Below are 20,309 nucleotides of genomic sequence, written 5' to 3' on the forward strand. Positions count from 1 at the left end.
ATCAGTCTTTGTCCTTATTCAGTCGGTTGGCAGCCCAGGTCAGCAGCAGCACGAAGATAAAGTAGGAAACCACCAGCGCACTGTTGAAGTGGCCGCTGCTGTTGCGCATGTTGTTCAGGTACACCTGCAAGGTTTCGTAGCGGGTGCCCACCAGCAGGTTGGCGAACACGAACTCGCCGAACAGGAAGGAGAAGGACAGCAGCAGCGCAACCATCAAGCCTTTACGCAGGTTGGGCAGCACCACCAGAAAGGCGGCCTGCCAGGTATTGGCGCCGAGCAGTTGAGCGGCGTCCATCAAGTCGGTCAGGTTGATGGCTTGCAGGTTGTTGGTGATGGCGCGGTACATGAAGGGCAGCGCGACGGTGAAGTAACAGCCGATCAGAATCCACGGCGTGCCGACCATTGCCATCGGCCCTGAGCCGTACAGCTGCAGCAAGCCCACCGATGACACCACCGGCGGCACCGCGAAAGGCAGCAGGATCAGGATGTTCATCAGGCCGTCCAGGCGCGGAAAGTGGTAATGCACCACGAACAGCAACGGCAGGATCAGCACCACCGACAGGATCAGCGCGCCAATGCAGACCAGCAGCGATTGGGCGAACGCGGTCAGGAAGCGTGGATCGCTCCAGAGCGCGATGTACCATTTGAACGTCAGGCCACTCGGCAAAATAGTGGCCGACCAACTGGTCGCCACGGAGTACAGCAGTGTCCCGGCCAGTGGCAGCAGCAGGATAAAGAACAGGGTGTAGACCACGAAGCGGTGGTAAAGCCGGGCGGGACCTCGTTCAACGCGAGACATGGTAGCTCCTCTTCAGCAGCCACTGATGGACGACCGTGACCAGTGTCATCAGGCCCACCAGAATCATTGCCAGGGCGCTGGCCATGTTCGGATCAAGGGTGATATCGCCCGCCACCATGGCCGCGATACGAATCGGCAGCACGTTGAAGTTGCCCGTGGTCAGCGCATACACCGTGGCGTAAGCGCCCAGAGCGTTGGCCAGCAGAATCACGAACGTGCCCAACAATGCGGGCGTCAACACCGGCAGGCCGATGTAGCGCCAGAACTGGAAGCTGCTGGCGCCCAGCAGTGATGCCGACTCGCGCCAGTCTTCGCGCAAGGCGTCAAAGGCGGGGTAGAGCAACAGCACGCCCAGGGGGATCTGGAAGTAGGTGTAGAGAATGATCAGCCCGGTTTTCGAGTACAGGTTGAAGTCGTCGATGATCCCGGCCTGCTTGAGAATCAACGTCAGCGCGCCGTTGAAGCCCAGCAAGATGATGAAGGCGAAGGCCAGCGGCACCCCGGAAAAGTTGCTGGTCATGTTGGCGAAGGCATTGACGAAATCCCGCAGCCGGGAATCCACCTTGCGCAGGGAGTAACTGCCCATTACCGCAATCACGATGCCGAACAGGCTCGACCAGAAACTGATCTCCAGGCTGTATTGCATCGCCTGCCGATAGAACCGCGAATTTAACGCGGTGACGAAATTATCGATCCCCCAGCCGGCATCGGAATGCAGGCTGTTGATTGCGACCCAGGCCAGCGGCGCGATCTGGAAGATTATGAAAAACACGGCGAAGGGCACCAGGCACAGCAGCCCCAGCCATTTGCCTCGGGTAAGAGTGCTCAATTGAATATCTCCCGGCAGACCGGTTTGTCGTGGGGCACGCCGAGCAGTTCGCAGACGATGCCGCACAGGTCGGTTTGCCTGGGGGTTGCTCTGGCGTCGAGGCTGAAGGCATCGCCGAGCACGAACAACGGCACCTCCCGCTCCTCCGGCAGCAGGCCATTGTGCGAGCGGTCGTTGTTCATGCCGTGGTCGGCCGTTACCAGCACTTGGTAGCCGGCGTCGAGCCAGCGTTGCAGGTAGTCGGCCAGCAGGATATCGGCGTTGCGTGCGCTGTTGCGGTACTGAGGGGAGTCGAGGCCGTGCTTGTGCCCGGCGTCGTCGATGTTCATGGGGTGAATCAGAAGAAAGTGCGGTGCATGCTTGACCCGCAGGCTTTCCGCGTCGGCGAACAGATGCGAATCGGGGTAGTGATCAGCGTAATAAAAATGACCGTGCTGGATCGGCAGTTTCACGTCATCGGTGTGTCGGTCGCGCGCCGCGTCGAAGGGGGTGCGGTTATACAACTCGCTGACCCAGTGATAGGCCGCCGCTGCGGTGGTCAATCCGGCCGCCGTAGCGTAATGAAACACGCTGCGTTGGTTGGATAAGCGCGAAACCTGGTTATGCACGATGCCACTGCGGATAGGCGCAATGCCCGTCAGGATGCATTCGTACAGCGGGCGGGAAAGTGCCGGCAGCTCGCATTCCAGCTTGTAGAGCGCGGCGCGACCTGCATTGCTGTAGGCCTGCAGATGCCCCATGGCATGCCGGGCCACTGTGTAATTGAGGCCATCGAGCACGATCAGGATGACGTTGTGGTTCATGAGCCAGTGCTCCGGCGCAATTCATCATATGGGACAGACGAGGCAGTGAGCCTGCCTCGTCTTTTGTTGCGTGTGCCGCTCGATTGCAAACGGGTTTGGGTTATTGCATTTCGACGATGACTTGTTCGTTCCAGAGCTGTGGCAGTTTCTTGGAAGTCGCTTCCCATGCCGCGGCGTTCTTGATAGGCGTTACACCTTTGTACTGCTCGTTTGGCAGCAGTTGCTTCTGCACGTCTTCCGGCAGTTTCAGGTGTTCGGCGCGAATCGGACGTGCGTTACCCCGTGCCAGGTTGGTCTGACCGGCGTCGCTGAAGATGTACTCACGGGTCAGCTTGGCGGCGTTCGGGTGTTTGGCGTATTTGTTGATGATGGTGGTGTAGCCGGAAATCACCGAGCCGTCAGACGGGATCAGCACGACATAATCGTCAGGATTGGCCATCTTGGCTTTGTAGCTCAGGCCGTTGAAGTCCCAGACGATACCGACCTCGACTTCACCTTTTTCCATGCTCTGGATAGTCGGGTTATTGATGCCCAGACGCTTTTGCTTGGCCAGCTCGGTGAACAGTTGCAGGCCTGGAGCGATATTGCTTTCGTCGCCTTTCATGGCGATCGCTGCCGCCAGTACGCCGTTGGCCGCCTGGGCCGCGGTGCTGACGTCGCCGATGGTGACTTTGTATTTGCCGTCTTTCAGGTCAGTCCATTTGGTCGGCACTTCAGAACCGTGCAGCAATTTCTTGTTGACGATAAATGCGATGGTGCCTGTGTAGGCCAGTGCCCAATGGCCGTCCTTGTCCTTGGCCCAGTCCGGAATCTGACTCCAGGTCGTGGGTTTGTAGGGTTGCGTAACGCCCTTGGCGACCGCGATGGGGCCGAAGGCTGCGCCCACGTCGCCGATGTCGGCACTGGCGTTGTCTTTTTCCGCGTCGAACTTGGCCACTTCCTGCGCCGAGCTCATGTCGGTGTCCATGTGCTTGAGACCATATTTGGCCTGCAGGTCAGCCCAGGTGCCTTTCCAGTTCGCCCAGTCATCGGGCATGCCGACGCTATTGACCGCGCCTTCGGTCTTGGCCGCGGCTTCAAGGGTCTTGAGGTCTACATCCGCCGCCATGGCGGCGGTGCTAAAGGCGATAGCGGAACCGAGGAGTGATGCCAGCAAAAGGTGTTTCATTCGAAGCTCCTTGTGCACTTCTTCAAGATTTTTTAGAAGTGTTCATTGCGGGTGGGTTGGTCTAGGTCAGCAATACCTGAGCCAAGTTAGGCCCTTTCAATGACATTTTCATGTCGGCATGGCTTTTTGGTGGCTTGTCCCTGGATCGGGATACCAGCCGTGGCCTAAGCGTAGACCATCGGCAAACAGTTGATCTGTAAGGGCTAAATCATTTTGAACGACCGCATTGGCATGGTTCGTGATGCGCTTTGTCACTCAATAGTCATCTACGCTCAATAGGCTGTTTGCACGCATCGAGCGGTGCGTCCGAGCAGCCTGTGCCCCGGAATGGCGCTGGTCTAGTCCAGATAGGTAACCTGATGCGCGAAGAAGTACCCCGTGCGGTGACAACCATTTGCAATGCGCTGCAAGAGCAGATCGAGCACGGTTTGCTCCCGCCTGGCAGCAAGTTGCCCGCTGAACGCAAGCTCAGCGAAGTGTTCGATACCACCCGCATTACCTTGCGCGAAGCCTTGGTGCAGCTCGAGGCGTTGGGTCTGATTTATCGAGAGGAGCGCCGTGGCTGGTTCATTTCGCCACCGCGTCTTGCCTATGACTTGATGCGGCGCAGCCACTTTCACGCCATGGTGGGCGCTCAGGGGAGGGTGGCCGGGACTCAGGTGATCAGCGCGCGGCTGCAACCCGCCTCGGCGAAGATCTGCGAACTGCTTCAACTCCCGGCGCTGTCCAGCGTCATCCAGATCTGCCGTGCCCGGCGTATTGATCAGCGGTTGGTGCTGTATGTGGAGCACTACCTGAACCCGGAATACTTCCCGGGAATTCTTGATTTCGACCTGAATCAGTCATTGACCGAACTGTATGCCAGCCAATACAACCTGCGATACGGTCAGGTTCGCTTCGAAATGGTGCCCACCGCGCTGCACGCTGAAGCCTCGTCCGCGCTGAAGGTTTCCCTCGGCAGCCCGGGCCTGCGTATTGTCAGGGTCAATTACGACCAGCAAGGCCGCCTGATCGACTGCGACCTTGAATACTGGCGTCATGACGCGATTCACGTGAGTGCGGTGGTGAAGGATATTTGAATTGAAATGCGATTCGGGTCGAGTCGTCGGCGAGGCTTGCCTGCGAATCAGCCGCCTCGGTGACCCGACACACCGCGTTATTGTCCCTCGCAGGCGAGCCGGATACCCCAGCGACCGGGTATTTTATCGCGGGCGATGCTCAGGTCAGCTTTTCCAGAATCTTGAACCCAATGGTGCCCAGGATCAGCAGCATTCCCAGCCAGATCATGAAAACACCGCTTCCGCGCTCCCGATAGCTGTAACCCACACACAACAGCAGCATCCCGATCGTGATAGGCAGCAGCATGGCGTAGAAAGCATTCATGGCATCAGGCTCCGGGGCAGATGCCATAAGTTTAGGCCGGGTTTGGAGAGCAGGCCTGATGTAAGGCAACGATTTGCAAAGCGAGGGCCTTCGCCGTTGAACGTGTTGCCACCTGGGCAAGAGCGTTGTGGGGCGGGTTCATTGGCGAAGGCACGCGCTTACAGGCCGAAGATCACGGCAATTCATGGCTCGCGTAAAACGCGCCCAGAACCTTCACCAGATGCGCCAGGTCATGGCTGCCCGCCAGTTCGCGAATCGAGTGCATGGCAAAGGTCGGCAGGCCGATGTCCACGGTGCGCACCCCAAGGTGACTGGCGGTGATCGGGCCGATGGTGGAGCCGCAGGCCATGTCGCTGCGCACCACAAAGCTCTGCACCGGCACTTCTTCAGCCATGCACAGATGGCGGAAGAATCCGGCGGTTTCGCTGTTGGTGGCGTAGCGCTGGTTGCTGTTGACCTTGATCACCGGGCCGGCATTGAGTTTCGGGCCATGGTTGGCGTCGTGTTTCTCGGCGTAGTTGGGATGCACGCCATGGGCATTGTCGGCGGACACCAACAAGGATTTCTGAACGGTACGCACGTAATCTTCGCCGTCCGGCAGCAGGCGCTGAATGACCTGTTCGAGCATCGGGCCGTCGGCGCCACAGGTGGAGGACGAACCCACTTCCTCGTGATCGGTGCAGACCAGCAGGCACGTCTCGTCGGAGTCGGTGCCCAGCAGCGCTTGCAGGCCTGCATAACAAGACAGCAAGTTGTCCAGGCGTGCACCGGCGATAAAGTCAGCATTGAGCCCCACCACAGCGGCGCCCTGGGTGTCGTAGAAACTCAGCTCGTAATCGAGCACCACGTCGGCGTTCAAGCCATGTTCACGGGCCAGTTGGTCGGCGAGCAGGGCGCGGAAATCCGCACGCTCATCACCGGCCACCTGAGCGAGGATCGGCGGCAGTTCGGTCTGCGGATTGATCGCCCAGCCTTCGTTAGCGGTGCGATTGAGGTGAATCGCCAGGTTCGGGATCACGGCAATCGGCGATTTGAAGTCGATCAACTGGCTTTCAACCTTGCCGTCGCGGCGGAAGGTCACGCGGCCGGCGAGGGACAGGTCGCGGTCGAACCACGGGGCGAGCAGGGCGCCGCCGTAGACTTCGACGCCAAGTTGCCAGAAGCCTTGGCGCTGGAGTTCAGGCTGTGGTTTGACCCGCAGGCATGGGCTGTCGGTATGAGCGCCGACCATGCGGATGCCGCCTGTCAGCGGCGACTGACGGCCCAGTCGGAACGCGACAATGGAGGAGTCATTGCGGGTGACGTAGTAACGCCCGCCGGTTTCGGTCGACCAGGTTTCCCGTTCGTCCAGGCGCTGAAAGCCCGAGGCTTCCAGGTGCTGAACGAGGGTGGCAGTGGCGTGGAACGGTGTAGGAGAGGCCTTGAGGAAATCGATCAGACCCTGGTTCAGCTCTTCGCGCATAAGTTACTCCAGACAGCAATGGCGCGGAGTTTACCGTATTGGGATGGGGCGTGTAGTTGCGGGTTTGCTTTGGGTTGGGTTGATATTGGGGACATATCCATTTGCGTGGCGACGCCGATTCACCTTTGCGCCCTTACGGCGCGTTACTTTGTCGAAACAAAAGTGACCCGGCCGTCAGGACGGAACCGACATCAGCTACGCCACGTTGTGATTGGCACCACGCGATCAAGCGCAATCAGCCGACCACTCAGAACGGAGCCGGGCACTCAAACCGCAGCCGCTCGCCGGTCTGTGGATGGGTGAACGCCAACATGCTGGCATGCAGGCATAGGCGCGGATAAGCCGCCAGCGCTTCGGGGGGCGCGTACAACCCGTCGCCCAGTAACGGATGGCCGATCGAAAGCATGTGCACGCGCAGTTGATGCGAGCGGCCGGTAATCGGCGTCAACTCGACACGGCAATAGTCACCGCAGCGTTCCAGCACTTTCCAGAATGTCTGAGCGTGTTTGCCGATTTCGTGGTCCACCACATGCCGAGGCTTGGTGGGTGGATCGTAGCGCAACGGCAAGTCGATGCTGCCGCTGTCCAGGGCTGGCTGGCCCCAGCACAGGGCGGTGTAGGCTTTTTCGGTTTCCCGGTCATGAAACTGGCGGGACAGTTCGCGATGGGTGTCCGCGTCGCGAGCGAGCAGGATGATCCCGGACGTTTCCCAGTCCAGTCGGTGGACAATACGGGCCTCGGGATAACCGTTTTCCTGCAGGCGGGTAATCAGGCAGTCCTTGTTGTCTTCCGCCCGGCCGGGAACGGAAAGCAGCAGGGTGGGCTTATCGATCACCAGAACGGCAGTGTCCTGGTGAATGATGCGGATGTTCGACAATGGCATGTGCAACGGCCTCGAAACGGGAGAAACGCCAACGGCGGTACAGGCGACGCCCTTTGCAGAGCGCCGCGTATACCGCCGCTGACACCCGCCGGATCAACGATCAGGCAGGGTGATATTGAGTTCCAGAATCGAACAGCTGCCCTGGTTTTCCAGAGCCACATGCACGTCATCGGAGCCGATGTTGACGTATTTGCGGATCACTTCCACCAGTTCCTTCTGCAAGGCGGGAAGATAGTCCGGGGTCGTCCGTTGGCCGCGTTCATGCGCCACGATGATCTGTAGACGCTCTTTCGCGACTGACGCGGTACTGACCTTTTTATTGGCACGAAAGAAGTCGAAAATGTTCATTATTTGCCTCCGAACAGCCGCTCTATCCAGCCCTTTTTACGCACGTCGAGGAATCGATGCGCCACTTCCTTGCCCAGCAAGCGGTCCACAGCGTCGCTGTAGGCCTGACCGGCGTCACTCTGGTCGTCGAGAATAACCGGGACACCCTGGTTGGACGCCTTCAAGACGGCCTGGGACTCCGGGATTACGCCCAACAAACGGATAGCGAGGATTTCTTCCACGTCTTCCACGCCCAGCATTTCACCCTTGGTGACGCGTTCAGGGTTATAGCGGGTCAGCAGCAGGTGTTCCTTGATCGGGTCTTCGTTGCGCTCGGCACGACGGGATTTGCTGGCCAGCAGGCCCAGCATCCGGTCCGAGTCACGTACCGAGGACACTTCCGGGTTGGTCACGACAATCGCTTCATCCGCGAAGTACATGGCCAGGTGAGCGCCTTTTTCGATACCGGCAGGGGAGTCACAGACCACGTATTCGAACGTGTCCTTGAGCTCCATCAGAATCTTTTCGACGCCTTCTACGGTCAGGGCGTCTTTGTCGCGGGTCTGGCTGGCGGCCAGCACGTACAGATTTTCCAGACGTTTGTCTTTGATCAGCGCCTGGGTCAGCGTGGCTTCGCCATTGACGACGTTGACGAAGTCATACACTACGCGTCGCTCGCAACCCATGATCAGGTCGAGGTTACGCAAGCCGACGTCGAAGTCGACGATAACTGTTTTGTGCCCGCGCAGTGCAAGGCCGGTGCCGATAGCGGCGCTGGTGGTGGTCTTGCCCACGCCGCCCTTGCCGGATGTAACTACGAGAATCTTGGCCAAGGTGTATCACCCCTAGAGGAAAAAGACAGTTAGTCCCTGAAGAGCGTCCCTTGAAGCGGCGGCAGTCGAACAATGATGGAAACCACGTAGCCCTGGGTTCTGAATCGAGGGCGATGTGCCGGAAAAGTAAAAATCCCCGGATTTCCTACAACCTTTGCTACGTTTTCGCGACGAATCAGAGATGCGTTAAAAATGGCGCAGTATCCGTTAAAGCCGGGTGATGTTCAACACATCGCCGGACAGGCTGACCTGAACGGCCGCACCCCAAAGCGGGTCCCTGCGTAAATCTTCGGAAACCTTGTATTGACCGGCAATCGAGACCAGTTCGGCGCCCAATTGCTGGCAAAAAATCCGGGCCTTTGTGTCACCCTTGATGCCTGCCAATGCTCTGCCACGCATTGGGCCGTAAACATGGATGTTGCCATCCGCGAGAAGTTCCGCACCCGGACTCACGGGGGCGATGACCACCAGATCGCTGCCTTGAGCGTAAATCTGCTGCCCGCCGCGTACCGGCGAGGTAATGATCCGGGTTGGCTTGATGGTCGGCTCGGGTGGTGTTTCGATCTTTTTCTTTGCCGCTTCACCTTCGACAGGGTCAAGAGGACGCTCCCGCGCGCCAGAAGGCGGCAGCACCGGCAAATCAATGGCAATGGCGGCGGCGATGTCTTCGATGCGATTGGCGCGGACCGCCAGCGTGCGCAGCCCGTGCTGGCGACAGATGCGCATCAGGCCGGGCAAATCCACGGGGCCGCCGTTGGCCGGGAGCTTGTCCAGCGCCAGTACGAGCGGGGTGTTACTGAAGAAATTGGGGGCCTGCGCCACTTTGGCCGCCAGTTGACGGTCGAGCGCTTCAAGATTGTTCCGGGCCAGTTCCAGCACCGTGATGGCCAGCATGCTGCCCTTCAGCTGGAAGACGGGATCCTGGTCTTGCGATTCGATTTGGCTCATGGTCGGCATACAACAGCTTGTCGCTAAAAGTGCCGAGACTTATAACGAGATCGTCCGCTAGCCGCAAGCCGGGTCGAACCGATGTAGAATGCGCGGCCATTGTTCTGACGGACGCTTTGATGGATCGCCCACGTTTTCGAGCCTGTTTTCTTCACCCCCGATTCTGGCCATTGTGGCTGGGGCTGGGGCTGCTGTGGCTGGTTGTCCAGCTGCCGTTTCGCGTATTACTGGCCATCGGTCGCGCCTTGGGTGCGGTCATGTATCGGTTTGCCACTGATCGAAAATACATCGCCTCGCGAAATCTGGAGCTGTGTTTCCCCCAATTGTCCCGGGAGGAGCGCAAACGGCTGCTCAAGGAAAACTTCGCTTCCACGGGCATCGCCTTCTTCGAGATGGCCATGAGTTGGTGGTGGTCCAGGGGACGTCTGGCGAAACTTGCCCACATCGAAGGGCTGGAACATCTGCAAAGCGCGCAACAACAGGGGCAGGGGGTCATTCTCATGGCCCTGCATTTCACCACGCTGGAAGTGGGCGCGGCGTTGCTGGGGCAGCGACACACCATTGACGGCATGTACCGCGAGCACAAGAACCCGCTGTTTGACTTCATTCAGCGTCGCGGTCGCGAGCGGCATAACCTTGATTCCCTTGCCATTGAGCGCGAAGACGTACGCGGGATGCTCAAACTGCTGCGTGCCGGTCGCGCCATCTGGTACGCGCCGGATCAGGATTACGGTGCCAAACAGAGTGTTTTCGTGCCGTTGTTCGGCATTCAGGCGGCCACGGTGACGGCAACCAGCAAGTTCGCACGCCTTGGTCGCGCGCAGGTCGTGCCGTTCACCCAGCAGCGTCTGACGGATGGCAGTGGCTATCGACTGGTGATCCATCCGCCTTTGCCGGACTTTCCCGGCGAAAGCGACGAAGTCGATTGCCTGCGCATCAATCAGTGGGTAGAACGTGCCATCACGGAGTGCCCGGCGCAGTATTTGTGGGCACATCGCCGCTTCAAAAGCCGACCGCCGGGCGAACCGAAACTGTATAAAAAGCGCACATGACCTGAGGCGGAGCCCTTGATGCCCGAAAACGCTGTCGCAATGGACGCTGTGAATAACGTCGAGCCCGTTACCGGGTTGATTCTGTCTGGCGGTGGCGCTCGTGCGGCCTATCAGGTCGGCGTGCTGGCGGGCATTGCTGATTTGCTGCCGCCAGGCGCACCCAATCCGTTTCCCGTCATCGTCGGCACGTCGGCCGGGGCGATCAACGCGGTGAAACTGGCCAGTGGTGCCTTGCATTTTCGTACGGCGATCCATCAACTCACCGAGTTCTGGCAAGGGTTTCGAAGCCATCAGGTGCTGCGCAGCGACTGGCCGGGCGTGACACGTCAGGCGGCGCGGTTTGTGAGCAAGAGTTTGCTGGGGCTGGGCAAACAGATTCCGGTTGCGCTGCTCGACAGTTCGCCCCTGCGTGACCTGCTGATGAGCCGGCTGGATCTGACAGGCATCGACGCCGCCATTAAAGCGCAACATCTGCGAGCGGTGGCGGTGACTGCGTTCGGTTACGAGTCAGGACATGCGGTGACCTTCTATCAAGGCAAGGGCACCATTGACCCCTGGCTGCGCCACCGCCGCGTAGGGGTGCCTGCGCAATTGAGCATTGATCATCTGCTGGCCAGTTCAGCGATTCCGCTGCTGTTCGCTCCGGTGAAAATCGATCAGGAGTATTTCGGTGATGGCGCGGTACGCCAGTCTGCGCCGATCAGCCCTGCGTTGCACCTGGGCGCCAATCGGGTGCTGGTCGTGGGCGTCAGCGGGAACCCCCGGGGTGCCGACACCAACCGGGATGCCGGGCGGATCACCACCACCGGCGCGCAGCCAAGCCTGGCGCAGATCAGTGGACACCTGCTCAACAGCACCTTCATCGACAGCCTTGAAGGCGACATCGAAGTGCTGGAACGCATGAATCTGCTCGGTCACCTGATGCCGTGTGAGCAACGGGTACGCCAACAGGGCCTCGCGCCCGTGGAGGTGCTGGTGATTGCACCCAGTCAGCCCATCGACCAGATTGCCGCCCGACACCGTCGCGAACTGCCGCCGGCGCTTCGCACCTTTCTGCGCGGGCCGGGCGCGACCAAGACCAGCGGCGCCAGCGTACTGAGCTACCTGCTCTTCGAGGCGGGGTATTGCAGCGAACTGATCGAACTGGGCCGTTACGATGCGATGGCCCAGGGCGAGCAGTTGAAGCGATTTTTGCGGTTATAGGGCGGCGCTCCCGCCTATCCAGGGTCACGCCGTCAGTCGATCATCGCGAAAATCCCGCAGTGCCTGTTCGATTTCCTCTCGAGTGTTCATCACGAAAGGGCCGTACTGCACGATGGGTTCGCCCAGTGGCTTGCCGGCAATCAACAACACCCGGGCACCCGCAGCGCTGTTCAATTGCAGTTGGCCTTCGTTGGATAAACGCACCAAACGACTGGCGCTGACCGCTTGCGGCTGGCCTGCGATCTCCAGCGTACCTTCGTAGACATACAGCAAGGCCCGATGCCCCTCGGGGATGCGCGGGCTGATGCGGCTGCCGGCTGGCATATGAAAGTCGAAGTACTGCGGCTCGGTATCCGGACGCTGCACGGCGCCCATCTGTTGCACCGATCCATCATCGAACCGACCCGCAATCACCACCACCTCCACCCCGGCCTCAGTGGTCAGGCGCGGGATGTTCTCCGGCTGGATATCTTGATAACTGGCATCACTCAGCTTGGTTTTGCCCGGCAGGTTCAACCAGAGCTGAAAGCCGCGCATCACGCCTTCTTCCTGCTCCGGCATTTCACTGTGAATAATGCCTCGCGCTGCCGTCATCCACTGCACGCCGCCGCCTTGAAGCAAACCGACATTGCCCATGTGGTCCTCGTGCCGCATGCGCCCTTCGAGCATGTAGGTCACCGTCTCGAAGCCCCGATGCGGATGGGGTGGAAAGCCCGCAATGTATTCATCCGGATTGTCCGAACCAAACTCATCGAGCATCAGGAACGGGTCGAACTGTTCGACACCCGGCCCGCCGAACACGCGGGTCAGACTGACGCCAGCACCATCGGAGGTGGGTTGGCCAGCCTGGATCGACAGTACTTTGCGATGTTGAGTCATGGTAATGCGCTCCTCAGAGGGGAATACGGAGGATGGTATGCCTATTGTGTCGATGGATGGTTGCGAATTTTCTGTGTTATCTATCGGTTATATGGATGGTTAGCGTTTCACAGTTCTTTGTTCTTTGTTCTTTGTTCTTTGGGTGGCGCGATCTGATCCGGTTGCAACCACAGCGTTGACGGTGCTGCGTCTTGAGGTTCCGTCCTGACGGCCGGGTCCATTTTGTCGTGGCAAAATAGACGAAAACCGTTTGCGCTGACGTCCGGCCCCTGCTTCGCAGGGGTTCCTTCGCTCCGGTGTCGGGGTGGGGCGACGCGCCGACGGGCCATCCATGGCCCAACGGCGCTCGCTCGGCATTCATGCCCAGCGCACCCCACCCCAACACCTCCACTCAGCCTCCCGACGCGCGTTTGGCGGTGTCTGGGCTATCGCGGACGAAAAGCAAAAGCAGAAGTGCACCTGCGATTCCAACCCTTGCAACAGCGTACCTACAATAACCACGCATAAAAAAACGGCCAACCCGATCACTCCGGTTGGCCGTTTTTGTCACGCGTTACAGGTTACTCGGCAACCTGTAACTTGCGGGCTTCGGTGTAGACGTAGCGCACCTTTTCGTATTCGAACGGCGAGTTCATCTGGCCGTAGCGGAAGCTCGTGGTGTAGCGCCGATCAACGATTTGGAGGGCGTAGATTTCCGGGTGATCCTGGCTGACCTGGGAGACGTTCAGGAAGTTGATCTGGGATCCGGCTGCGAAGTCGAATACCAGGCCCCCAGTGTCACGCAGGTTGGATGGGCCGAGGAACGGCAACACCAGGTAAGGGCCGCCAGGTACGCCATAGAAGCCCAGAGTCTGGCCGAAGTCTTCGCTCTGGCGCGGCAGTCCCATCATGGTGGCCGGGTCCCACAAGCCGGCAATGCCGATGGTGGTGTTCAAGAGCAGGCGACCGGTTGTATCCAGTGAACGCTTGCCCTTGAACTGCAGCAGACTGTTGACCAGGTTGGGAATATCACCCAGGTTGGCGAAGAAGTTGCTGACGCCCGTGCGCACGAAGCCAGGGGTGACGTAGCGGTAGCCGTTGACCACCGGCAGGAACACCCATTCGTCAAAGCGGTAGTTGAAGTGATAGAGCCGGCGGTTCATCGACTCCAGCGGGTCATACACTTCCAGTGCGTTGAGTGTGGCGCGTTCGAACTCCCGCTGGTCCAGGCCCGGATTGAACTTCAAGGCGTTCAGCGGTTGCGTGAAACCGTCTGAGTCGTCATCGCGGACGACGGTAGCGGGGTGGGCCGCCAGATTGGTATTGGTCGCGTCAGCGGCGTAGGTCGCGCCCGAGCAAAGCAGGGCAGCAATGAGTAAAAGACGTTTAGCCACGGAAAAACTCCAGCATGGCGTCGGTGTTGACGCGGTAGTTAAGGTTGCCGCAATGCCCGCCGTAAGGGTAAACGGTCAGGCGATCACCGAAAGTCTTGCGTAGGAAACCCAGGTCCCCGGTACCGAGGATCACATCGTCAGCGTTATGCATGACGGAAATCTTGGTATTGGTGTGCAGGTAATCCTTGAGCGCATACAGGCTCACTTGATCGACCAGTTGCAGCAAACTGCCACCGTCGGTGCGCGCACGCCACATCGGGATGACTTGTTCAGTGAGGTAGCAATCGAAATCGCATTGCAGCGCGCGCTTGAGAAACGGCGAAAGGCTGGTGCCCTCGGTGATCGGAAACTTGGGCGGGGTGATCAGGCCGCGACGGTTGATCAGGTCGGACGTAAAGGCGATGTCAGCCGATGAAAAACGGAACGAGGTGCCGATCAACATGGCCATCTGTTCGTTGGTCAAATGCTGCTTGGACTGTTGGAAGTCGTACAGCAGTGCATCGTTGAGATCGATATAGCCTTTCTGACGGAAGTAGCGGGTCAGTTTTTCCAGAACCAGTTCATAGAATGTGGTGCTGTTGTTGATGCCCTTGACGTTGGTCTGTACCAGCTTGTCGAGGTTGGTGATGGACGTGTACAGGTTCACCGGCGGGTTGATCAACAGCACTTTCTTGAAGTTGAAGCTGCGGCGGGTTTCGTCCAGGTGGGCGACGAAGGCGGCATCCAGGGCGCCGAGGCTATAACCGGTCAGGTAGTAGTCGGTGACTTGCAGTTTGCTGTGTTGCGCACGAACACCCTGCATGACGCGGTACAGATCTTCGGCGTCCTCTTTGGAGATACCTGGCGTTGCGAAACGCGAGGCCGAGCTCATGAAGTCGTAGCTGGTTGGTGAGGACAATTGCACCACGTTGTAGCCTGCGCCGTAGTACAGCTTCTTCAGAAACTCATTGAGGGTGCTGTTATAGGGTGCGCCGGTCCCTGCGATCAGGAAGATCAACGGTGCCGGGTGATCTTGCTTGGCCAGGCGATAACGCAATTTTTTTACAGCCCAGAAGTTATCTGGCAGGGTGAATTCGCGTTCAGGGTGCAGGTTGAGAGTGTAATCGTCTTGATCGATATCCTCATCAGCCGGCAGGTCCGGGCGTAGATCCGGAGGCGTCGTGGCGATGGTCGCTTCGAACGGGTTGGTCAGAGGGAAACCATAAGTGGCGGGGTCGACATTGACCGCCATAGCGGACGCACTCAAACAGAGGCCGCCAAAGATGGCAGCAAAGCGCAGAAAACGGAGCATGACTAAATCCCTTGGGAACGAAGTGCTGATGAGGTACGCGGGCTATGACCGTCGATGTAGTGCCAAAGTGCCGTACATGCAGTCTAACTTTCGTAAAATCCTCGAGACAATACACGTTCTGTTGCATTAATAGAGCAACAGCGTGCGTTTAATGTTGTCGCAGGCGCTGGATGGGCCTGACGTGGGGCATCCAGGCCCCCTGTCGCGTTACGGGTTGCCCTGGGTGTGGCGGCGGGTCCTCGCACGTTGGCTCGGCGTCAATTGACCCGATCACTGCGCCTCCTTAATGAAGAGAAGGTGCGCGCCCTACGAGGCCGAGAATCAATACGGGAACCTTGTTCGGGGTGACCCGCTTCAGGTTCGTTGCCTGACGACACCTGAAAACCCGAAACCCGGACAGCATAAAGGGGAGCCGAGGCTCCCCTTTAAATCGTTGTGCATGCTCTTTTTTTATTGTTTTAGGGCGGCCTGTTCTTGTTTTTGGCGACCAGTCCCTTTACTGCTTTCTTGTGCGATCCCCATGCGGGATCAAGAGCAAACGTATTTTTTTGAGCGCTGAACTGCTTTGATCCGGTGCTCCAAGAAACAGTGCTTCAAGAAACCTCTCAATCCAACCAGTACGGGAGCTACCTGATGGTAGTTTTGTTGTTCTCTGCCCGGTTGCGAAGCCCATCAAGGCGCCCCTGTAAAGCCGATCCACTCCAAAAAAATCTGTTAGCTGCGTCTCTGTGCCGTTGTTTTTGTTATGTCAGAGCCGTTACGTCTTGTTTTTATTAGGTGTGCCGCTTTTTATTCTTGTTGTGCCAGAGATATAGCAGAACCTGTGCCAACTTTATCAAATGCTTTAAAAACAATAGGTTACTGATCGTAGGCTAATTGCAGCGGGGCAGACGTCATGCAAATTGTTTCCGTGTTACCCGCTTGCTGGCCGATGAGTCATGATCCGGTAACACAATGTGTTTCCTTGATGACTGGACGGGTGACCTCGTCGTTCCGGCGTTCACCGATTACCGAAAAAATCCCCGGAAACCTGCTTTCTTGTTTTGCCATGCAATTTTCGGACGGATTTGCGCGGGTTTTACGACCTGTTTGTCGCTGCTGGCCTGGTGATGTCGTTTCCCGATGCCTTGACGTCGCTGACAGAGCACGTTCCATCATCGTCCCGGTTAATGATCAATGGGTCGAAACGGTGCTGGTCATCGTTCGCGGCAGTGGTTGAGGCGTGAAAGATGCGCGGTGCTCCAAAGCTGGGCGCGAGCTGCGGTCTTTATAAATCGTTAACGATGCCCGACCGCCGTCGGGCGCAGGACTACCGGGGAAGTCACGATGAAGATGCGAAAAATCCTGGGCGCGGGTGCCGCTCTGGCACTGGCTGTCAGTTCCACGCTGGCTTTTGCCAAAGAAGTGAGCATTGGCTATGTCGAAGGCTGGTCCGACAGCGTCGCCACCAGCAACGTTGCGGCTGAAGTGATCAAGCAAAAACTGGGGTATGACGTAAAACTGCAATCGCTCGCGGCCGGGATCATGTGGCAGGCCGTGGCCACCGACAAGCTGGACATGATGCTTTCGGCCTGGCTGCCAGGTACGCATTCCGAGTACTACGCCAAGTACAAGGATCAAGTGGTCAATTACGGCCCCAACTTCAAGGACGCCAAGATTGGCTTGATCGTGCCTGAGTACGTCAAAGCCCAGACCATCGATGACCTCAAGACGGATGACTCCTACAAGAAGAAAATCACCGGTATCGACGCAGGCTCGGGCGTCATGCTCAAAACAGACCAGGCCATCAAGGATTACGGGCTGGACGGCTACAAGCTTCAGGCCAGTTCCGGCGCTGGCATGATCGCCGAGTTGACCCGTGCCGAAAAACGCAATGAATCCATTGTCGTGACCGGCTGGGTGCCGCACTGGATGTTCGCCAAGTGGAAGCTGCGCTTCCTGGAAGATCCTAAAGGCGTCTTTGGTGCCGCTGAAACCGTTGACAACATTGGCAGCAAGGGCCTTGAAGCCAAGGCTCCGGACATCGCTGAATTCCTGAAGAAGTTCCAGTGGGCTTCCAAGGATGAGATCGGGGAAGTCATGCTGGCCATTCAGGACGGTGCCAAACCCGACGCCGCCGCCAAGGACTGGGTCGCCAAGCACCCGGACCGGGTTAAAGAGTGGACCGGCAAATAACTCGCCCTGTCTGACGTAACACCAACGCCGCCCGGTTTGACGACCGGGCGGCGTTTTTTTTGGGTACTCATGATGGGGTGTCGCTCGGTCTGTCCCACAATCTTGTTCTAATACTAAGGTCGTCTGGAGCGCTCGCCAGACCTGACTAAAGTGAACGCGTGACATCTCATCTGTGCTGCGAGGACAAAAACAATGAACGACAGCATTTACCTCTCGATTCAAAACAGCCCCCGTTTCAAGGAGCTGGTATCAAAAAGAGAGCGCTTCGCCTGGATTCTCTCGGCGATCATGCTTGGCCTGTATGCGGCCTTTATCCTTTTGATCGCTTATGGCCCGCATATTCTGGGAGCCAAGCTGAGCCCGACTTCAACCATCACTTGGGGAATGCCGATCGGGGTAGGGTTGATCCTTTCCGCGTTCGTGTTGACAGCGATTTATGTTCGCCGTGCAAACGGTGAATTCGATGACCTGAACAACGCGATCCTGAAGGAGGCTCAGCAATGATCCGGCGCCTCTTGGCAGTATCGTCCCTGGCCGCCTTCGCACCGTCCCTCTGGGCTGCGGACGCGTTGACCGGCGCTGTGCAAAAACAACCGCTGAACGTTTCAGCAATCGTCATGTTCGTCATTTTCGTTGCTTTCACCCTGTACATCACTTACTGGGCATCGAAAAAGAACAAGACGGCGTCTGACTACTATTCCGCAGGTGGCAAGATCACCGGCTTTCAGAACGGCCTGGCGATTGCCGGTGACTACATGTCAGCGGCTTCCTTCCTGGGTATTTCCGCGCTGGTGTACACCTCCGGTTATGACGGCCTGATCTACTCGATCGGCTTTCTGGTGGGCTGGCCGATCATTCTGTTCCTGATCGCCGAACGTCTGCGTAACCTGGGTAAATACACGTTTGCTGACGTGGCGTCCTATCGCCTCAAGCAGAAGGAGATTCGTACCCTGTCCGCCTGCGGTTCATTGGTGGTGGTTGCGTTCTACCTGATCGCGCAGATGGTTGGTGCCGGCAAACTGATCCAGCTGCTGTTCGGTCTGGACTACGCCGTTGCGGTGGTGCTGGTGGGTATCCTGATGTGCCTGTACGTGCTGTTCGGCGGCATGCTGGCGACGACATGGGTGCAGATCATCAAGGCTGTGATGCTGTTGTCCGGTGCGTCGTTCATGGCACTGATGGTCATGAAACACGTCAACTTCGACTTCAACGTGCTGTTCTCCGAGGCCATCAAGGTTCACCCCAAAGGTGAAGCCATCATGAGCCCGGGCGGCCTGGTGAAAGACCCTGTCTCAGCGTTTTCGCTGGGGCTGGCCCTGATGTTCGGTACCGCTGGCCTGCCACACATCCTCATGCGCTTCTTCACGGTGAGCGATGCCAAGGAAGCGCGCAAGTCGGTGCTGTATGCCACCGGTTTTATCGGTTACTTCTACATCCTGACCTTCATCATCGGTTTTGGCGCGATCCTGCTGGTCAGCACCAATCCGGCGTTCAAGGACGCGGCGGGTGCCCTGTTGGGCGGTAACAACATGGCAGCGATTCACCTGGCCGATGCGGTCGGTGGCAGTCTGTTCCTGGGCTTCATCTCGGCAGTTGCCTTCGCCACCATCCTGGCCGTGGTTGCCGGCTTGACTCTGGCGGGCGCCTCGGCGGTTTCCCATGACCTGTATGCCAGCGTGATCAAGGCCGGTAAAGCCAACGAGAAGGACGAGATTCGTATCTCGAAGATCACGACCATTGCCTTGGCAATCGTGGCAATCCTTCTGGGCATCGCCTTTGAAAGCCAGAACATTGCGTTCATGGTTGGCCTGGCGTTCTCGGTCGCGGCGAGCTGTAACTTCCCGGTACTGCTGCTCTCCATGTACTGGAAAAACCTGACCACCCGTGGCGCCATGATTGGTGGCTGGATGGGCCTGATCAGTGCCGTAGTGTTGATGGTGCTGGGTCCGACCATCTGGGTGACGATCCTGCATAACGAGAAAGCCATCTTCCCGTACGAATACCCGGCGCTGTTCTCCATCGCCATCGCATTCTTCGGTATCTGGCTGTTCTCCATCACTGACAAATCGAAATCGGCGGAGGGTGAGCGCGCCTTGTTCTTCCCTCAGTTCGTTCGCTCGCAGACCGGCCTGGGTGCCAGCGGCGCGACGTCCCACTGATTCGACTCATGTGATGTAACTCGCAAGAGACAAAAACGCCCCGACTGTTCGGGGCGTTTTTTTTTGCAGGACGTTTTAGATGAGGTGGGCAGGTCCACGCCATAAGCCTGGTATCAAAAAAACCTGCGTGACGCCTGCGCGTAGGACGTTTCTTTCAGGCTTTCCCGATAGAGATGAAGGACATGACTGATTTTCCGCCGAGCCATTGATGGGTGAAAGGTGCCCATGCAACCTGACTCTCTTTAGCAATAGGCGAGTAGGAAAATGCTGGTAGTAACGCGGGAAGTAGGCGAAACATTCTCCATTGGCGATGACATCGTGGTGCAAATCCTGAGCATTCAGGGCAATCAAGTGCGGTTCGGTATCACGGCACCCAGACATGTAAAGATCCACCGGGCCGAGGTGTACCGGCGCATTGCGCAGCAGCTCTCACAAGCGCACACAAGTGTCGACGCCGATCATTGATCGACACCCGCGAGAATTACTCGAAAAACTCCTTGGGCACTTCATGCTTGAGCATCAGTTGGCACTGCTGGCTTTCCAGATCAAAAAAGATCACGGCCTGGCCCTTGCTCAAGGCATGGCGTACGCGCAATACGCGGGTTTCAAGGGGCGTGTCGTCGCCATTGTCGGTGCCGTCACGGGTCACGAAATCTTCGATCAGGCGGGTGAGGGTGTCGGCTTCGAGTTGGTCGTAAGGGATCAGCATGGTCGTTCTCGCATCAATTCCCGGCGATGATAG

Annotated in this window: 22 protein-coding genes; 8 read left to right on the forward strand and 14 right to left on the reverse strand. The window is 58.2% G+C overall.

The window, feature by feature from the left end:
• Position 1 precedes the first annotated feature (1 nt).
• The 4 genes from ACP7B0_RS12060 to ACP7B0_RS12075 all read right to left on the reverse strand — a co-directional run bounded on the left by ACP7B0_RS12060 (position 2) and on the right by ACP7B0_RS12075 (position 3,599).
• Positions 2 to 799 (reverse strand): ABC transporter permease, encoded by a 798-nt coding sequence (locus ACP7B0_RS12060; RefSeq protein WP_426141586.1) that lies wholly within the window; start codon positions 797 to 799, stop codon positions 2 to 4.
• Positions 786 to 1,628, reverse strand: a complete 843-nt coding sequence (locus ACP7B0_RS12065; RefSeq protein WP_426141588.1) for an ABC transporter permease — start codon at positions 1,626 to 1,628, stop codon at positions 786 to 788. Before ACP7B0_RS12065 ends, ACP7B0_RS12060 begins: the two co-directional genes overlap by 14 nt.
• On the reverse strand, positions 1,625 to 2,431 hold the full coding sequence (locus ACP7B0_RS12070; RefSeq protein WP_426141589.1) for an alkaline phosphatase family protein: 807 nt from the start codon (positions 2,429 to 2,431) through the stop codon (positions 1,625 to 1,627). Before ACP7B0_RS12070 ends, ACP7B0_RS12065 begins: the two co-directional genes overlap by 4 nt.
• 100 nt (positions 2,432 to 2,531) lie before the next feature.
• Positions 2,532 to 3,599 (reverse strand): ABC transporter substrate-binding protein, encoded by a 1,068-nt coding sequence (locus ACP7B0_RS12075; RefSeq protein ID WP_426141590.1) that lies wholly within the window; start codon positions 3,597 to 3,599, stop codon positions 2,532 to 2,534.
• 359 nt (positions 3,600 to 3,958) lie between these two features.
• Between ACP7B0_RS12075 and ACP7B0_RS12080 the strand changes: the two genes are divergently transcribed.
• Positions 3,959 to 4,678, forward strand: a complete 720-nt coding sequence (locus ACP7B0_RS12080; protein WP_426141592.1) for a UTRA domain-containing protein — start codon at positions 3,959 to 3,961, stop codon at positions 4,676 to 4,678.
• A 139-nt stretch (positions 4,679 to 4,817) separates the two neighbouring features.
• Here the strand turns inward: ACP7B0_RS12080 and ACP7B0_RS12085 are convergent, their stop codons facing one another.
• The 6 genes from ACP7B0_RS12085 to minC form a co-directional block, all read right to left on the reverse strand.
• Entirely contained in the window at positions 4,818 to 4,982 is a 165-nt protein-coding gene (locus tag ACP7B0_RS12085) for a hypothetical protein (protein WP_426141593.1), read from the reverse strand.
• A 172-nt stretch (positions 4,983 to 5,154) separates the two neighbouring features.
• Entirely contained in the window at positions 5,155 to 6,444 is a 1,290-nt protein-coding gene (locus tag ACP7B0_RS12090; RefSeq protein ID WP_426141594.1) for a M18 family aminopeptidase, read from the reverse strand.
• Positions 6,445 to 6,691: 247 nt separating this feature from the next.
• Positions 6,692 to 7,327, reverse strand: a complete 636-nt coding sequence (locus ACP7B0_RS12095; protein WP_426141595.1) for an RluA family pseudouridine synthase — start codon at positions 7,325 to 7,327, stop codon at positions 6,692 to 6,694.
• Between the two features lie 93 nt (positions 7,328 to 7,420).
• On the reverse strand, positions 7,421 to 7,675 hold the full coding sequence (gene minE, locus ACP7B0_RS12100; protein WP_426141596.1) for a cell division topological specificity factor MinE: 255 nt from the start codon (positions 7,673 to 7,675) through the stop codon (positions 7,421 to 7,423).
• The gene (gene minD / locus ACP7B0_RS12105; RefSeq protein WP_426141597.1) at positions 7,675 to 8,487 is read right to left on the reverse strand and encodes a septum site-determining protein MinD; all 813 of its coding nucleotides are present in this window, start codon (positions 8,485 to 8,487) and stop codon (positions 7,675 to 7,677) included. The genes minE and minD overlap by 1 nt, the downstream gene beginning before the upstream one ends.
• 207 nt (positions 8,488 to 8,694) lie before the next feature.
• Complete coding sequence (gene minC / locus ACP7B0_RS12110; protein WP_426141598.1) at positions 8,695 to 9,435, reverse strand: septum site-determining protein MinC; 741 nt, start codon at positions 9,433 to 9,435, stop codon at positions 8,695 to 8,697.
• 119 nt (positions 9,436 to 9,554) lie between these two features.
• Here minC and ACP7B0_RS12115 point away from each other — a divergent pair, with 119 nt between their 5' ends.
• Positions 9,555 to 10,487 carry a lipid A biosynthesis lauroyl acyltransferase gene (locus ACP7B0_RS12115; RefSeq protein ID WP_426141599.1) on the forward strand — a complete coding sequence of 311 codons (933 nt, stop codon included), beginning with the start codon at positions 9,555 to 9,557 and terminating at the stop codon, positions 10,485 to 10,487.
• An 18-nt stretch (positions 10,488 to 10,505) separates the two neighbouring features.
• Complete coding sequence (locus tag ACP7B0_RS12120) at positions 10,506 to 11,690, forward strand: patatin-like phospholipase family protein (protein ID WP_426141600.1); 1,185 nt, start codon at positions 10,506 to 10,508, stop codon at positions 11,688 to 11,690.
• A 24-nt stretch (positions 11,691 to 11,714) separates the two neighbouring features.
• On the opposite strand, the gene ACP7B0_RS12125 is transcribed toward ACP7B0_RS12120, so the two are convergent.
• The 3 genes from ACP7B0_RS12125 to ACP7B0_RS12135 all read right to left on the reverse strand — a co-directional run bounded on the left by ACP7B0_RS12125 (position 11,715) and on the right by ACP7B0_RS12135 (position 15,233).
• Positions 11,715 to 12,569, reverse strand: coding sequence for a pirin family protein (locus ACP7B0_RS12125; RefSeq protein WP_426141601.1), 855 nt, complete (start codon positions 12,567 to 12,569; stop codon positions 11,715 to 11,717).
• Positions 12,570 to 13,129: 560 nt separating this feature from the next.
• A complete protein-coding gene (locus ACP7B0_RS12130; protein ID WP_426141603.1) occupies positions 13,130 to 13,942 on the reverse strand; it encodes an MlaA family lipoprotein in 813 nt (270 codons plus the stop codon).
• Positions 13,935 to 15,233: a serine/threonine protein kinase gene (locus ACP7B0_RS12135; RefSeq protein ID WP_426141604.1), complete on the reverse strand. Its 1,299-nt coding sequence runs from the start codon at positions 15,231 to 15,233 to the stop codon at positions 13,935 to 13,937. Before ACP7B0_RS12135 ends, ACP7B0_RS12130 begins: the two co-directional genes overlap by 8 nt.
• 895 nt (positions 15,234 to 16,128) lie before the next feature.
• Here ACP7B0_RS12135 and ACP7B0_RS12140 point away from each other — a divergent pair.
• From ACP7B0_RS12140 to csrA, 5 genes are all read left to right on the forward strand, one after another.
• Positions 16,129 to 16,452, forward strand: coding sequence for a hypothetical protein (locus tag ACP7B0_RS12140; RefSeq protein WP_426141605.1), 324 nt, complete (start codon positions 16,129 to 16,131; stop codon positions 16,450 to 16,452).
• Positions 16,453 to 16,559: 107 nt separating this feature from the next.
• Positions 16,560 to 17,408, forward strand: a complete 849-nt coding sequence (locus ACP7B0_RS12145) for a glycine betaine ABC transporter substrate-binding protein (protein WP_426141606.1) — start codon at positions 16,560 to 16,562, stop codon at positions 17,406 to 17,408.
• 192 nt (positions 17,409 to 17,600) lie between these two features.
• Positions 17,601 to 17,912, forward strand: coding sequence for a DUF485 domain-containing protein (locus ACP7B0_RS12150; RefSeq protein ID WP_002552552.1), 312 nt, complete (start codon positions 17,601 to 17,603; stop codon positions 17,910 to 17,912).
• Positions 17,909 to 19,567, forward strand: coding sequence for a cation acetate symporter (locus tag ACP7B0_RS12155; protein ID WP_426141607.1), 1,659 nt, complete (start codon positions 17,909 to 17,911; stop codon positions 19,565 to 19,567). The genes ACP7B0_RS12150 and ACP7B0_RS12155 overlap by 4 nt, the downstream gene beginning before the upstream one ends.
• A gap of 264 nt (positions 19,568 to 19,831) precedes the next feature.
• Complete coding sequence (gene csrA / locus ACP7B0_RS12160) at positions 19,832 to 20,032, forward strand: carbon storage regulator CsrA (RefSeq protein WP_426141608.1); 201 nt, start codon at positions 19,832 to 19,834, stop codon at positions 20,030 to 20,032.
• 16 nt (positions 20,033 to 20,048) lie between these two features.
• Here csrA and ACP7B0_RS12165 read toward each other — a convergent pair whose 3' ends face one another.
• On the reverse strand, positions 20,049 to 20,276 hold the full coding sequence (locus ACP7B0_RS12165) for a YheU family protein (RefSeq protein WP_426141609.1): 228 nt from the start codon (positions 20,274 to 20,276) through the stop codon (positions 20,049 to 20,051).
• Between the last annotated feature and the right edge of the window lie 33 nt (positions 20,277 to 20,309).

The organism is Pseudomonas sp. DWP3-1-2, assembly GCF_049896285.1.
Lineage (GTDB): Bacteria > Pseudomonadota > Gammaproteobacteria > Pseudomonadales > Pseudomonadaceae > Aquipseudomonas.

Bases quoted from the DNA above. Each gene is read 5' to 3' on its own strand.
- ACP7B0_RS12060 (WP_426141586.1), bottom strand. From the start codon at position 799: ATGTCTCGCGTTGAACGAGGTCCCGCCCGGCTTTACCACCGCTTCGTG.
- ACP7B0_RS12070 (WP_426141589.1), bottom strand. From the start codon at position 2,431: ATGAACCACAACGTCATCCTGATCGTGCTCGATGGCCTCAATTACACA.
- ACP7B0_RS12075 (WP_426141590.1), bottom strand. From the start codon at position 3,599: ATGAAACACCTTTTGCTGGCATCACTCCTCGGTTCCGCTATCGCCTTT.
- ACP7B0_RS12080 (WP_426141592.1), top strand. From the start codon at position 3,959: ATGCGCGAAGAAGTACCCCGTGCGGTGACAACCATTTGCAATGCGCTG.
- ACP7B0_RS12085 (WP_426141593.1), bottom strand. From the start codon at position 4,982: ATGAATGCTTTCTACGCCATGCTGCTGCCTATCACGATCGGGATGCTG.
- ACP7B0_RS12090 (WP_426141594.1), bottom strand. From the start codon at position 6,444: ATGCGCGAAGAGCTGAACCAGGGTCTGATCGATTTCCTCAAGGCCTCT.
- ACP7B0_RS12095 (WP_426141595.1), bottom strand. From the start codon at position 7,327: ATGCCATTGTCGAACATCCGCATCATTCACCAGGACACTGCCGTTCTG.
- minE (WP_426141596.1), bottom strand. From the start codon at position 7,675: ATGAACATTTTCGACTTCTTTCGTGCCAATAAAAAGGTCAGTACCGCG.
- minC (WP_426141598.1), bottom strand. From the start codon at position 9,435: ATGAGCCAAATCGAATCGCAAGACCAGGATCCCGTCTTCCAGCTGAAG.
- ACP7B0_RS12115 (WP_426141599.1), top strand. From the start codon at position 9,555: ATGGATCGCCCACGTTTTCGAGCCTGTTTTCTTCACCCCCGATTCTGG.
- ACP7B0_RS12120 (WP_426141600.1), top strand. From the start codon at position 10,506: ATGCCCGAAAACGCTGTCGCAATGGACGCTGTGAATAACGTCGAGCCC.
- ACP7B0_RS12125 (WP_426141601.1), bottom strand. From the start codon at position 12,569: ATGACTCAACATCGCAAAGTACTGTCGATCCAGGCTGGCCAACCCACC.
- ACP7B0_RS12135 (WP_426141604.1), bottom strand. From the start codon at position 15,233: ATGCTCCGTTTTCTGCGCTTTGCTGCCATCTTTGGCGGCCTCTGTTTG.
- ACP7B0_RS12140 (WP_426141605.1), top strand. From the start codon at position 16,129: ATGCAAATTGTTTCCGTGTTACCCGCTTGCTGGCCGATGAGTCATGAT.
- ACP7B0_RS12145 (WP_426141606.1), top strand. From the start codon at position 16,560: ATGAAGATGCGAAAAATCCTGGGCGCGGGTGCCGCTCTGGCACTGGCT.
- ACP7B0_RS12150 (WP_002552552.1), top strand. From the start codon at position 17,601: ATGAACGACAGCATTTACCTCTCGATTCAAAACAGCCCCCGTTTCAAG.
- ACP7B0_RS12155 (WP_426141607.1), top strand. From the start codon at position 17,909: ATGATCCGGCGCCTCTTGGCAGTATCGTCCCTGGCCGCCTTCGCACCG.
- csrA (WP_426141608.1), top strand. From the start codon at position 19,832: ATGCTGGTAGTAACGCGGGAAGTAGGCGAAACATTCTCCATTGGCGAT.
- ACP7B0_RS12165 (WP_426141609.1), bottom strand. From the start codon at position 20,276: ATGCTGATCCCTTACGACCAACTCGAAGCCGACACCCTCACCCGCCTG.